We start from the raw sequence: 12,732 nt of genomic DNA on the forward strand, positions 1-12,732 counted from the left end.
GAGAAAGATGCATACGAAAAAGAAACCGATTACGGCTTTTGGAGTCGTCAGTAACATCATCTTGTTATTATTGACAGTATTGTTTGTCTTTCCATTTTATTGGATTTTAACAGGAGCCTTCAAATCTCAGCCTGCAACCATTGTGATTCCACCACAGTGGTGGCCGGCAGAGCCCACTCTTGAAAATTTTGAAAGCTTGATTATTCAAAACCCAGCCCTTCAATGGTTGTGGAATTCGATTTTTATTTCCTTAGCGACCATGTTCTTGGTTTGTGCGACGTCCTCACTGGCAGGGTATGTCTTGGCTAAAAAACGTTTCTACGGACAAAAGATTCTCTTTTCAATCTTTATTGTTGCCATGGCTTTGCCAAAACAAGTTATCTTGGTACCGCTAGTGCGCATTATTAACTTTATGGGAATCCATGATACGCTTGCTGCGGTCATTTTACCACTGGTCGGTTGGCCATTTGGGGTTTTCTTGATGAAGCAATTCTCAGAAAATATCCCGACAGAGCTACTAGAATCGGCTAAAATTGATGGATGTGGCGAACTTCGAACTTTCTGGAGCGTTGCCTTTCCAATTGTCAAACCAGGATTTGCAGCCCTTGCGATTTTCACCTTTATCAATTCATGGAATGATTACTTCATGCAGTTGGTCATGTTGACATCTCGTCAAAATTTGACTATTTCGCTTGGTGTGGCTACCATGCAGGCAGAAATGGCAACCAACTATGGTCTGATTATGGCAGGAGCGGCTCTTGCTGCGGTTCCGATTGTAGCAGTTTTCTTGGTTTTCCAAAAATCCTTTACACAAGGTATCACAATGGGTGCTGTTAAAGGATAAATTGAACAACGATTTTATTTGTGAGGCAATTTATGATTTACGATCAATTATCTGAATTAAATACCTATATGGGCTTGCACCCAAATTTAGATACAGCTTTGATAGGCATTCAAAAACAAGAGCTGTCTCAACTACCCTTGGGACGCCATGATATCGATGGTGATGCTGTCTTCTTTATGTTGCAAGAGAATACTTTGGATAAAGAAGTTGGCTCAGATTTTGAATACCATCGAGAGTACTTAGATCTTCACTTTTTGTTAGCTGGTCAGGAAATAACTAGATACGGTTTTGGTGATCGAATAGAAAGTAAAGGTTATGATAGACAAAACGATTTTGGTCTTGAAACGTGCGAACAGGAAATGGATGTGGTGATTGATCAAGAACACTTTGTCATTTATTTTCCTGGCGAAGCCCATCGTCCCAATGTTTATGCAGGCGAGGGTGAAACGGTGAAAAAATGTGTTGTAAAAGTATTGATTGATTAATGAGAAAGGAAGCAACTCGAATGGGTGACAAAACAAACAATGCAATTAGAACAATATTTGGTGTTGATAATGCAATTGTGCGCACCTGTGAGAGAATTTTAGACCTTGTTGTCTTAAATCTATTGTTCCTCCTTTCTTGCTTACCAATCGTGACGATTGGTGTAGCAAAGATGACGCTATACAAAGTGCTCTTTGTCTTACACACAAAAAAACGATTGCCTATTATCCCTTCCTATATTGCAACCTTTAAGATGCAATGGAAACAAGGGCTACAACTGGGGCTCTTGGAATTAGGATTAGTCGGATTTTGTGCTTTAGAAATTTTTCTTGTCACGCAATTTGATTTACCAGGTGGACAACTGGTACAATTGGTTGCGATTGCTCTTTTGATATTGGTGACGGCCGTCTTCTTATACGTTTTCCCGATGGCTAGTTACTATGATATGTCGATAAAAGAAGTCTTAAAAACCAGCTTTCTACTTGCAGGTCTTCATTTTCCATGGACTTTCTTGATGGTTGGCGTGATTCTTTTATTAACAACCCTACTCTATACAACAACCTTAACCTTCTTACTGGGTCTTAGCCTCCTTTTAGTGATTGGGATTTCTGGTCTCGCCTATGGACAGGTTTTGATTTTGAAGAAAATTTTTGCAAAGTATGCTTTAAATGACTAAGAGATACCCTTTTTGGGGTATTTTTTAGTGCGAAAATTTGAAAGTACTTTTAGAAAATGAAATATTTTAAGTAATTTTTGATAGTAAATTCTAAATCTTGATTTAGTATTGCCAAAATCTCTGAAAGTAGTTACAATTATAAATGTAAACGCTATCATGTTCAATCTAAAAAAGGAGGTTATTCATGAGCAACATGAACAAGGAACAATTGCTTGCTTGCATTCAGGGCGGAATCATTGTTTCCTGTCAAGCCTTACCAGGAGAGCCCTTATATACTGAAGAAGGTGGCATCATGCCTCTTCTAGCTAAAGCTGCACAAGAAGGTGGAGCAGTTGGAATTCGGGCTAACAGTGTAAGGGATATACAAGAAATACAGGCTGTTACGGATTTACCAATTATCGGTATTATCAAAAAAGATTATCCACCTCAAGAACCTTTTATTACAGCAACCATGAGGGAAGTTGATGAGTTGGCAGCCTTAGGTATTGCAGTCATTGCCCTTGATTGTACAAAACGGGAACGTTTTGATGGTGCAACAATTAGAGATTTTATCCGAGATGTGAAAGAAAAATATCCCAACCAGTTATTAATGGCAGATATTAGTGATTTAGAAGAAGGTTTGGCGGCTTATCAGGCTGGTGTTGATTTTGTCGGGACAACTTTATCTGGTTATACTGCTTATAGTAGACAAGGTGATGGTCCAGACATTGCATTAATTGAGGCACTTTGTCAAGCCGGTGTTGATGTTATCGCAGAGGGAAAAATTCACACGCCAGAACAAGTTCAAGAGATACAAGCACTAGGTGTCAAAGGAATCGTTGTTGGCGGGGCTATTACGCGACCAAAAGAAATCACTCAGCGATTTGTAGCTGCAACAAAGAGGTGAAGGAGCAATAACGAAATTATGATAATAACCAAGATTGAAAATCTACATCTTTATGAAAGTGTAAATCCATATTTCAAAGACTTAGTTTCGTACCTAAATCATAATAATATCTATGATTGTGAAGAGGGAAGAATTGATATTAAAGACGAAGTCTTGTTTGGTAATTGTTTTAAATATGTAGCGGATGGTCGGGCTGGCGATTTTTTTGAGACACATAGGAAGTATTTAGATATACATTTAGTTGTCAGTAACACAGAAGATATGGCTATATCTTCTAAAAATAATACAAAAATAACAAAGGAGTATGATGAAGAAAATGACATAGAATTTTATAGTGGAAAAATAGAACAGTTAATTCATTTACATAAGGGGGATTGTTTGATTACATTTCCTCAGGATTTACACCAACCTAAAATCCATGTAAATGATAAGTTGGTAAAAAAAGTTGTTTTTAAAGTAGCATTGGCTCATTGATCTTAAAGAAAAGAGGAAAACAATGAAAAAAATTAAAAAACTGATGTGTGCATTTGGCATTGCCTTAACTTCATTAGCCGTTATTGGTTGTTCAACGGGTGGAAATGAAGAAAAAAAATCAACTTCAAATTCAGGAGAATTATCTGGTGAGATTGTAATGTGGCATTCATTCACACAGGGGCCACGTCTTGAAAGTATCCAGAAGTCTGCTGATGAATTCATGGAAAAGAATCCAAAAGTTAAAATAAAAATTGAGACATTCTCTTGGAATGACTTTTATACAAAATGGACAACTGGTATTGCTAATGGAAATGTTCCAGATGTTAGTACAGCTTTACCTAATCAAGTAATGGAAATGATTAATTCTGATGCAGTTGTTCCATTAAATGACACAATTGATTCTATTGGAAAAGATAAATTTAATGAAGCTGCGTTAAACGAAGCTAAAGTCAATGGAGACTATTATTCAGTTCCACTTTATTCCCATGCTCAAGTTATGTGGGTTCGTACAGATTTATTAGAAAAACATAATATAGAAGTTCCAAAAACTTGGGATGAATTGTATGAAGCAAGTAAAAAGTTAACAGGAGATGGTGTTTATGGTTTATCTGTGCCGCTTGGAACAAATGATTTAATGGCAACTCGTTTTCTTAACTTCTATGTTAGAAGTGCAGGTGGCAGTCTTTTAACAAAAGATTTGAAAGCAGATTTGACTAGTGATCTTGCTCAAGAAGGTATTGAATATTGGGTGAAAATGTATAAAGAAATTTCGCCAAAAGATTCATTGAACTTTAATGTTTTACAACAAGCGACCTTGTTCTATCAAGGAAAAACTGCATTTGACTTTAACTCTGGTTTCCATGTAGGCGGTGTTGAAGCAAATAGTCCACAATTATTAGATCATATTGATGCCTATCCTATTCCTAAAGTGAATGCTGATGACAAAGATAGCGGTATTGAGACTTCAAATATTCCTATGGTTGTTTGGAAAAATTCAAAACATCCTGAAGTTGCCAAAGCATTTATTGAATATTTGTATGAGGAAGATAACTATCTTGAATTCTTAGATTCTACACCGGTAGGAATGCTTCCAGCGATTAAGGGGATTACAGACTTACCAGCATATAAAGAAAATGAAACTCGTCAAAAATTCCAGCATGCTGAAGAAGTTATTCTTGAAGCAGTTGAAAAAGGAACTGCAATTGGTTTTGAAAATGAGCCAAGTGTACAAGCTGGTTTAATGTTGAACCAACACATTATCGAAGAGATGTTCCAAGATATTATTAGTAATGGAACAGATCCGAAAAAAGCAGCTAAAGAAGCTGAAAAGAAATTGAATGATTTATTTGAGACAGTCGCTGTTGAAGTAGATTAGTCAGGTGAAAATGGCTACAGTGGCAATGCTACTGTAGCCTTTAGTTTAGAAAGGAGTCATAATGGTCAAAGAACGAAATTTAACACGATGGATCTTCGTGCTTCCCGCAATGATCATCGTAGGCTTGCTCTTTGTTTATCCATTTTTTTCAAGTATATTTTATAGTTTTACAAACAAGCATCTAATTATGCCGAATTATCGTTTTGTTGGTTTAGATAATTATATCGATGTTTTGACGGACAAGAACTTTTTTATAGCATTTTTTAATTCTTTAAAATGGACAATTTTTTCTTTAGTAGGACAAGTGTTAGTTGGTTTTGTTCTAGCACTGGCACTTCATAGAGTTCGTCGTTTTAAGAAAATTTATCGAACATTGTTGATTGTTCCTTGGGCTTTTCCAACAATCGTCATCGCTTTTTCTTGGCAATGGATTCTAAATGGAGTTTATGGGTACCTACCAAATATGATTGTTAAGCTTGGTCTGATGGACATGGCTCCAGCTTTCCTTACAGATAAAACATGGGCTTTTATTTGCTTGGTCGGTATCAATATCTGGTTTGGTGCGCCTATGATTATGGTTAATATTCTTTCTGCTCTTCAAACGGTTCCAGCAGAACAATTTGAAGCTGCAAAGATTGATGGCGCATCGAACTGGCAAGTATTTAAGTATGTTACATTGCCACATATTAAAGTAGTTGTTGGATTACTCACAGTACTTCGAACAATTTGGATTTTTAATAACTTTGATATTATCTACCTGATTACTGGTGGTGGTCCATCAAATGCTACAATGACGGTTCCTATATTTGCGTATAATTTAGGATGGGGTACTAAGTTAATTGGTCGAGCATCGGCTGTAACGGTATTATTATTCTTGTTCTTATTGGCAATTTGTTTTATTTACTTTAAAGTAATCAATAAATGGGAAAAGGAGTCTAAATAATGAAGAAAAAATCACAGTGGTATTTAGATGTTCTGTCTCATGCAATACTAATTGTCGCAACAATCATCGCAGTTTTTCCTCTTGTCTGGATTATAATATCTTCAGTAAAAGGAAAAGGAGAGTTGACACAATTTCCAACTCGCTTTTGGCCACAGACATTTACATTAGAATATTTCGAACATGTTATCAATGATTTGAATTTTATTACAAATATTAAAAATAGTTTGTTGGTCTCACTATCTGCAACTGTTATTGCAACAATTGTATCTGCAATGGCTGCTTATGGTATTGTTCGTTTCTTCCCTAAATTAGGGGCAATTATGTCTAAATTATTAGTGACAACATATATTTTTCCACCAATACTACTAGCAATTCCGTATTCATTAGCAATTGCGAAAGTTGGTTTGTCAAATAATTTATTTGGTTTGATGATTATCTATTTGTCATTTAGTGTACCGTATGCTGTTTGGATTTTGGTTGGTTTCTTTCAAACAGTTCCGATTGGTATTGAAGAAGCTGCTAGGATTGATGGAGCAAATAAATTTACTACGTTTTATAAAGTAGTACTTCCAATTGTTGCTCCTGGTATTGTAGCTACTGCAATTTATACATTTATTAATGCATGGAATGAGTTTTTGTATGCGTTAATTCTGATCAATGATACAAGTAAGATGACTGTGGCTGTTGCCTTGCGTTCGTTAAATGGTTCCGAAATTTTAGATTGGGGAGACATGATGGCGGCCTCTGTAATAGTTGTTTTACCATCTATTATCTTCTTCTCAATCATTCAAAATAAAATAGCAGGTGGCCTTTCAGAAGGATCTGTAAAATAATTTATTTTATCGGAGGATATTGCATGAAACATAAAAAAATATACTCTTCTTTAGGGTTACTTTTGCTAGCTGGAGCAGTAATTTCTAATGTCCCTACATCAGTAATAGCTACTGAACTTACTGCAACAGAGTTGGATAGTTATCCTATTTATCAAAGTAAAGGTATTGATCTAAATAATCAAGGTAATGAAATAACATCTAATGTTCTAGAGAAATTTAAGTCTGATAAACAAAGTATTGTAATTAAATTTTCGTCAAATCATCAGAATCCTTTGCAAGCGCTAGTTGGGATTTCTAATTCTTCATCTGGATTCAGAAATAATTATTTCTCAATTTTTACACGTGATAATGGCGAAATAGGTGTAGAAATTAGAGATTCAAAAAAAGGAATTAATTACTTATTTGCTAGACCTGCTTCTCTTTGGGGAGAACATAAGGGAATGCTTGTAGAAAATACGGTTGTATTTGTAAGTGATGCTTCAGAAAAAACCTATACAATGTTTGTAAATGGTATTGAAGTGTTTAAAGAGAAAGTCGATAACTTTTTACCGATTTCAAATATTGAAGGACAAAATAATGTTACTTTAGGTGGAGTAAATAGAGAAGGGAAGCTGGACTATGGAATGACAGGGCGTATAGAAAGTGCTTCGTTTTTCAATAAAGCCTTTACGCAATCAGAGGTTCAAAGCTTTAATTCAAAGTCGCCTTTCAAACTTATTTTCCAATCTGGTGATGCTACTCAAGCAAACTATTTTAGAATTCCTGCATTGTACACCTTACAAAATGGAAGGGTTTTGGCTAGTATAGACGCGCGTTATGGTGGGACACATGATTCTAGAAGTAAAATTAATATTGCTACTTCATTCAGTGATAATAACGGAGAAACGTGGAGTAATCCAACCTTTGCAATGAAGTTTAATGATTATGCAGAACAACTTGTTAATTGGCCTAGAAATGGAAATGCAAAAAATATCCAAATAAATGGGAGTGCTTCATTTATTGACTCTGCTTTAGTGGAAGATAAAAATACTGGTCAAGTTGTAATGTTAGCTGATGTTATGCCAGCTGGAATCGGAAATACGAATGCACTTAAAACCGATTCAGGGTATAAGGAAATAAATGGTCAGTACTATGTTAAATTAAAAAAAGATGGTGATTCCAGTTATAATTACAGCATTAGAGAAGATGGGAAAATTTATGATGATACTCTAGGTCGACCAACATCTTATTCTGTAAATACAAAGTATGAAATTTTTGAAAATCAGAAACCTTTAACAGTTGAGCAGTATTCCGTTGAATTTGTTGGAGAAAAATTACATGAATTTCAGAATGGTAATTATGTTCCAATGAATATTTTCTATAAAGATTCTTTGTTTAAAGTTGCTCCAACTAATTATATTGGAGTCTCGACTAGTTCTGATAGTGGGCAATCTTGGTCTGACTTTACATTGTTGCCTCCGTTTTTAGGTGTAAATCACAATGCAACTTATTTGAGCCCTGGTCAAGGTCTTGCATTAAAAAACAGTAATAGGTTGATTTTTGCTACTTATACAAGTGGAGAACTCACATACCTTATAACAGAAAATGCAGGAAAAACATGGAAAAAATCTTCTGCGAAAATACCTTTTAAGAATGCTACGGCAGAAGCACAAATGGTTGAGCTCAAAGATGGAGTGATTAGAACATTCTTTAGGACTACGACAGGCAAAATTGCTTATATGACAAGCTATGATTCTGGTGATACATGGTCGGATGTATCTTATTTGGATATGATTCATCAAACCAAATACGGTACTCAAGTTTCAGTTATAAAGTATTCACAACCTATCGATGGTAAGGAGGCTGTGTTGTTAAGCACACCAAGTTCGACGGGGGGAAGAAAAAATGGTCAGATTTGGGTAGGCTTAATTAATCCAAACGATGATACTATTGATTGGAAATACCATTATAATGTTGATTTACCTAAATATGGCTATGCATACTCAGCAATTACAGAGTTATCTAATAATAAAATCGGTCTATTGTTTGAAAAATATGATTCTTGGTCACGAAGTGAACTGCATTTGACGAATGTCGTTCAATATATAGAGTTAGATATTACAGATATAATCAAATAAAATAAAAGGAGTTACTCATGATTAAATATGGTGTAGTAGGAACAGGTTATTTTGGAGCAGAATTAGCTCGATATATGCAAAAAAATGATGGGGCGGATATTACAATTGTATACGATCCAGAGAATGCGGAAGCAGTAGCTGAAGAACTCGGAGCAAAAGTAGCCTCCTCTATTGATGAATTAGTTTCTAGTGAAGAAGTAGATTGTGTTATTGTTGCTTCTCCTAACTACTTACATAAAGAACCAGTCATTAAGGCTGCTCAAAATGGAAAACATGTATTTTGTGAAAAACCGATTGCATTATCTTATGAAGATTGCAGAGAAATGGTGAATGCCTGTAAAGAGCATGGTGTAACATTTATGGCAGGCCATATTATGAATTTCTTTAACGGTGTTCATCATGCTAAAGAATTGATAAATGATGGCGTGATTGGAGATGTTCTATTCTGTCATACAGCTAGAAATGGTTGGGAAGAAATGCAACCGACAGTTTCTTGGAAAAAAATTCGTGAAAAATCTGGAGGCCACTTATACCATCATATTCATGAATTAGATTGTGTTCAATTCTTGATGGGTGGAATACCTGAAACGGTTACTATGACAGGTGGTAACGTTGCTCATGAGGGCGAAAATTTTGGCGATGAAGATGACATGATTTTTGTAAACATGGAATTTCCTGGAAAGAAATTTGCGTTACTTGAATGGGGTTCAGCGTATCGTTGGGGTGAGCATTACGTGTTAATTCAAGGTACCAAAGGTGCAATTAAAATTGATATGTTTAACTGTAAAGGAACGCTTAAGGTTGATGGCAAGGAGACATACTTCTTAGTCCATGAATCACAAGAAGAAGATGATGATCGTACAAGGATTTACCACAGTACAGAAATGGATGGAGCGATTGCTTATGGTAAACCTGGAAAACGTACACCAATGTGGTTAGCTTCAATAATTGATAAAGAAATGCGTTTCTTGCATGACATTATGCAGGGAGAACCTGTTACAGATGAATTTAAAAAATTATTAACAGGAGAAGCTGCATTAGAAGCTATTGCTACTGCAGACGCATGTACAATTTCAATTAACGAAGATCGAAAAGTAAAATTGTCAGAAGTGATGAAATAAAGTAAGAAAAATCTATGTGATTTTCTAAATAAAAATGAATTCCAACTGAATAAACGGAGAAAAAAATGAAAGATTTAACAAAATACCACGGTATTATTCCAGCCTTTTATGCCTGCTATGATGAAGCAGGAAATATTAGCCCTGAGCGTGTTCAGGCCTTGACACAATTCTTTATTGACAAAGGGGTAAAAGGCCTTTATGTCAATGGTTCATCTGGTGAGTGTATTTACCAAAGTGTCGCCGATCGGAAATTGGTTCTTGAGAATGTCATGAAGGTGGCCAAGGGGAAATTGACCATCATCAACCATGTGGCCTGCAATAGCACACGTGAGAGTATCGAGCTGGCAAAACATTCTGAGAGCCTTGGAGTGGATGCCATCGCAGCAATTCCTCCAATCTATTTCCGTTTGCCAGAACATGCCATTGCCAAATATTGGAATGATATTAGTGAAGCTGCACCAAATACGGATTTCATTATCTATAACATTCCTCAATTGGCAGGTGTAGCCTTGACACCAACCCTTTACCGTGAAATGCTAAAAAACGAACGTGTGATCGGGGTTAAAAATTCATCTATGCCGGTACAAGATATTGAAATCTTCCGTTCACTTGGCGGTGAGGACCATGTGGTCTTCAATGGTCCAGATGAGCAATTCCTTGGCGGACGCCTCATGGGAGCAGCAGGCGGGATTGGTGGCACTTATGGCGCCATGCCAGAGCTCTTCCTCAAGTTGGATCAATTGATTGCGGAAAAAGAGCTGGATACAGCACGTGAATTGCAGTATGCCATTAACACTATCATCGGACACTTGGTGGTAGCGCGTGGCAATATGTACGGGGTGATCAAAGCGACGCTTAAAATCAATGAAGGATTGGAATTGGGTTCGGTTCGTGAGCCATTGATGCCAGTCTGCGAAGAAGATGCAAGCATTATTGAAGAAGCTGCTCGTTTGATCCGCGAAGCAAAAGAGCGTTTTTTATAAAATAAAACGAGTGGGAGGGGCCGATCGGCGGCCTCCCACCCTTTGTTTCAAAGACCATCTCTTTAGGAGGAAAGTGTATGGGAAACTATGTTGCCATTGATATTGGCGGAACCAGTATCAAATATGGCTTAATTGATGACAGTGAACAGCTTATTGAAGGTCACGAAATGCCTACGGAAGCACATTTGGGTGGCCCAGGTATTATGGAAAAAGTCAAAGCGATTGTTTCTGGATATCTGACCAATCAAGAACTTGCAGGGATTTGCCTTTCTTCAGCAGGTATGGTAGATCCAGATAAGGGCGAAATTTTTTATGCTGGACCTCAGATTCCAAACTATGCTGGCACACAGTTTAAAAAAGAGTTGGAAGCTACATTTGCGATTCCGTGTGAAATTGAAAATGACGTCAATTGTGCGGGCCTAGCAGAAGTGAAGTCAGGAAGCGCAAAAGACAGCCAAATCGCCATTTGCTTGACGATTGGAACAGGGATTGGTGGTTGTTTGGTTGTAGATGGAGAGGTCTTTCATGGATTTAGCAATTCAGCCTGTGAAGTGGGCTACATGCATCTGAAAGATGGCGCTTTTCAAGACTTGGCTTCAACGACTGCCCTTGTTCAGTATGTAGCAGATCAACATGGAGATGGGTTTAGCCAATGGAATGGCCTTCGAGTCTTTAACAAGGCGACAGAAGGAGATGCCCATTCGATGGCTGGTATTGAGCGAATGGTGGATTATCTAGCGCAAGGAATTGCCAACATCTGCTATGTGGTCAATCCACAAAAAGTAGTGCTAGGTGGTGGTATCATGGCGCAAGAAGCGATTCTAAAACCCAAGTTACAAGCAGCCTTGGCTAGCTATTTAGTAGCAAGTATTGCAGAGAAGACCGAATTGGTTTTTGCTAAGCACAAAAATACTGCAGGCATGTTTGGGGCTTATTACAACTTTAAAATTCAACAAGAAAAACGGACGAAAGCCTAACAAGTGAAAGGAAGATATTATGTTTGATACCATGTCTCTGGAGGCCATGAAGACCTATCGTGGTCGCCATGAAGTACCAGAAGATTTTGATCAATTTTGGGATCATCAGATTGCAAAACACCAAAAACTGCCAGAATATGAATTAGTAGAGCAAGCTTTTCAGATTCCAACAGCGAATTTTTATGCCTTAACCTTCCAAGCAGAAAATGGGTCCACCATTTTTTCAAAATGTGTGTTCCCGAAATCGGATAAGCCGGTACCTGTTATTTTCTACTTCCATGGTTACCAAGGACAAAGCCCAGACTGGACAGAGAGTCTCAAATTTGTTGCAGCTGGTTACGGCGTTGTTTGCATGGACGTACGTGGACAAGCAGGGCGCTCGACGGATATGGGGCAGTTTGAAGGGATGACGGTCAAAGGCCAAGTCATTCGTGGAGCTGTACAAGGTCCAGAACATCTGTTTTACAAGGATGTATATTTGGATGTCTACCAACTTGTTGAGATTGTAGCGAGCTTTGACTTTGTAGATGAGACAGCACTGTACAGCTATGGTGCATCGCAAGGAGGGGCTCTTGCCTTAGTGGCTGGAGCATTGAATCCTCGTATTCAGCGGGTAGTATCCATTTACCCATTCTTATCAGATTTCAAAAGGGTGATGGAGCTAAATGATGTCAATGAGCCGTATAATGAGCTCTTCCGTTATTTCCGTTTCTCAGACCCATTTCATGAGACAGAAGAGATTTTCCTTCATACCTTGAGTTATATTGATGTGAAAAACCTTGCGCACCGCATCACCTGTCCAGTGCATATGGTGACTGGTCTAGATGATATTATTTGTCCACCATCTACTCAATTTGCTATTTATAACCGCTTAACCTGTGAGAAGGACATCAAACTCTTGCCAGACTATGGTCATGACGCCTTAAATGTGAAAGTCAACGACTATGTCTTTGATAAGTTGTTTGGAAGCAGTGTATTACGTAACTAAAAAGACCAGTTTTAAACTGGCCTTTTTGGTTT

Annotated in this window: 13 protein-coding genes; all 13 read left to right on the plus strand. The window is 37.3% G+C overall.

Annotated elements, in window-relative coordinates:
* Positions 1 to 7: 7 nt before the first annotated feature.
* The 13 genes from ACVR1I_RS08305 (at position 8) to ACVR1I_RS08365 (ending at position 12,700) form a co-directional block, all read left to right on the plus strand.
* Positions 8 to 844, plus strand: coding sequence for a carbohydrate ABC transporter permease (locus ACVR1I_RS08305; protein ID WP_447443555.1), 837 nt, complete (start codon positions 8 to 10; stop codon positions 842 to 844).
* Positions 845 to 876: 32 nt separating this feature from the next.
* Positions 877 to 1,329 carry a NanQ anomerase/TabA/YiaL family protein gene (locus tag ACVR1I_RS08310; protein ID WP_447443556.1) on the plus strand — a complete coding sequence of 151 codons (453 nt, stop codon included), beginning with the start codon at positions 877 to 879 and terminating at the stop codon, positions 1,327 to 1,329.
* 20 nt (positions 1,330 to 1,349) lie between these two features.
* Complete coding sequence (locus tag ACVR1I_RS08315; protein ID WP_447443557.1) at positions 1,350 to 2,003, plus strand: DUF624 domain-containing protein; 654 nt, start codon at positions 1,350 to 1,352, stop codon at positions 2,001 to 2,003.
* A 184-nt stretch (positions 2,004 to 2,187) separates the two neighbouring features.
* Positions 2,188 to 2,889 (plus strand): N-acetylmannosamine-6-phosphate 2-epimerase, encoded by a 702-nt coding sequence (locus ACVR1I_RS08320; protein ID WP_447443558.1) that lies wholly within the window; start codon positions 2,188 to 2,190, stop codon positions 2,887 to 2,889.
* 18 nt (positions 2,890 to 2,907) lie between these two features.
* Positions 2,908 to 3,363: a YhcH/YjgK/YiaL family protein gene (locus tag ACVR1I_RS08325; protein ID WP_447443559.1), complete on the plus strand. Its 456-nt coding sequence runs from the start codon at positions 2,908 to 2,910 to the stop codon at positions 3,361 to 3,363.
* Between the two features lie 22 nt (positions 3,364 to 3,385).
* A complete protein-coding gene (locus tag ACVR1I_RS08330; protein ID WP_447443560.1) occupies positions 3,386 to 4,738 on the plus strand; it encodes an ABC transporter substrate-binding protein in 1,353 nt (450 codons plus the stop codon).
* Between the two features lie 61 nt (positions 4,739 to 4,799).
* On the plus strand, positions 4,800 to 5,681 hold the full coding sequence (locus tag ACVR1I_RS08335) for a carbohydrate ABC transporter permease (protein WP_447443561.1): 882 nt from the start codon (positions 4,800 to 4,802) through the stop codon (positions 5,679 to 5,681).
* Complete coding sequence (locus ACVR1I_RS08340) at positions 5,681 to 6,514, plus strand: carbohydrate ABC transporter permease (RefSeq protein WP_447443562.1); 834 nt, start codon at positions 5,681 to 5,683, stop codon at positions 6,512 to 6,514. The genes ACVR1I_RS08335 and ACVR1I_RS08340 overlap by 1 nt, the downstream gene beginning before the upstream one ends.
* A gap of 23 nt (positions 6,515 to 6,537) precedes the next feature.
* On the plus strand, positions 6,538 to 8,631 hold the full coding sequence (locus ACVR1I_RS08345) for a sialidase domain-containing protein (protein WP_447443563.1): 2,094 nt from the start codon (positions 6,538 to 6,540) through the stop codon (positions 8,629 to 8,631).
* Between the two features lie 17 nt (positions 8,632 to 8,648).
* The gene (locus ACVR1I_RS08350) at positions 8,649 to 9,752 is read left to right on the plus strand and encodes a Gfo/Idh/MocA family protein (RefSeq protein WP_447443564.1); all 1,104 of its coding nucleotides are present in this window, start codon (positions 8,649 to 8,651) and stop codon (positions 9,750 to 9,752) included.
* Positions 9,753 to 9,817: 65 nt separating this feature from the next.
* Positions 9,818 to 10,735 (plus strand): dihydrodipicolinate synthase family protein, encoded by a 918-nt coding sequence (locus tag ACVR1I_RS08355; protein WP_447443565.1) that lies wholly within the window; start codon positions 9,818 to 9,820, stop codon positions 10,733 to 10,735.
* A gap of 77 nt (positions 10,736 to 10,812) precedes the next feature.
* A complete protein-coding gene (locus ACVR1I_RS08360; RefSeq protein WP_447443566.1) occupies positions 10,813 to 11,712 on the plus strand; it encodes an ROK family protein in 900 nt (299 codons plus the stop codon).
* A gap of 19 nt (positions 11,713 to 11,731) precedes the next feature.
* The gene (locus tag ACVR1I_RS08365) at positions 11,732 to 12,700 is read left to right on the plus strand and encodes an alpha/beta fold hydrolase (protein ID WP_447443567.1); all 969 of its coding nucleotides are present in this window, start codon (positions 11,732 to 11,734) and stop codon (positions 12,698 to 12,700) included.
* The last annotated feature ends 32 nt before the right edge of the window (positions 12,701 to 12,732 follow it).

The organism is Streptococcus cameli (genome assembly GCF_053207365.1).

What these genes read in the sequence shown, in the direction of transcription:
- ACVR1I_RS08305 (WP_447443555.1), top strand. Translation starts at nt 8, where the DNA reads ATGCATACGAAAAAGAAACCGATTACGGCTTTTGGAGTCGTCAGTAAC.
- ACVR1I_RS08310 (WP_447443556.1), top strand. Translation starts at nt 877, where the DNA reads ATGATTTACGATCAATTATCTGAATTAAATACCTATATGGGCTTGCAC.
- ACVR1I_RS08315 (WP_447443557.1), top strand. Translation starts at nt 1,350, where the DNA reads ATGGGTGACAAAACAAACAATGCAATTAGAACAATATTTGGTGTTGAT.
- ACVR1I_RS08320 (WP_447443558.1), top strand. Translation starts at nt 2,188, where the DNA reads ATGAGCAACATGAACAAGGAACAATTGCTTGCTTGCATTCAGGGCGGA.
- ACVR1I_RS08325 (WP_447443559.1), top strand. Translation starts at nt 2,908, where the DNA reads ATGATAATAACCAAGATTGAAAATCTACATCTTTATGAAAGTGTAAAT.
- ACVR1I_RS08330 (WP_447443560.1), top strand. Translation starts at nt 3,386, where the DNA reads ATGAAAAAAATTAAAAAACTGATGTGTGCATTTGGCATTGCCTTAACT.
- ACVR1I_RS08335 (WP_447443561.1), top strand. Translation starts at nt 4,800, where the DNA reads ATGGTCAAAGAACGAAATTTAACACGATGGATCTTCGTGCTTCCCGCA.
- ACVR1I_RS08340 (WP_447443562.1), top strand. Translation starts at nt 5,681, where the DNA reads ATGAAGAAAAAATCACAGTGGTATTTAGATGTTCTGTCTCATGCAATA.
- ACVR1I_RS08345 (WP_447443563.1), top strand. Translation starts at nt 6,538, where the DNA reads ATGAAACATAAAAAAATATACTCTTCTTTAGGGTTACTTTTGCTAGCT.
- ACVR1I_RS08350 (WP_447443564.1), top strand. Translation starts at nt 8,649, where the DNA reads ATGATTAAATATGGTGTAGTAGGAACAGGTTATTTTGGAGCAGAATTA.
- ACVR1I_RS08355 (WP_447443565.1), top strand. Translation starts at nt 9,818, where the DNA reads ATGAAAGATTTAACAAAATACCACGGTATTATTCCAGCCTTTTATGCC.
- ACVR1I_RS08360 (WP_447443566.1), top strand. Translation starts at nt 10,813, where the DNA reads ATGGGAAACTATGTTGCCATTGATATTGGCGGAACCAGTATCAAATAT.
- ACVR1I_RS08365 (WP_447443567.1), top strand. Translation starts at nt 11,732, where the DNA reads ATGTTTGATACCATGTCTCTGGAGGCCATGAAGACCTATCGTGGTCGC.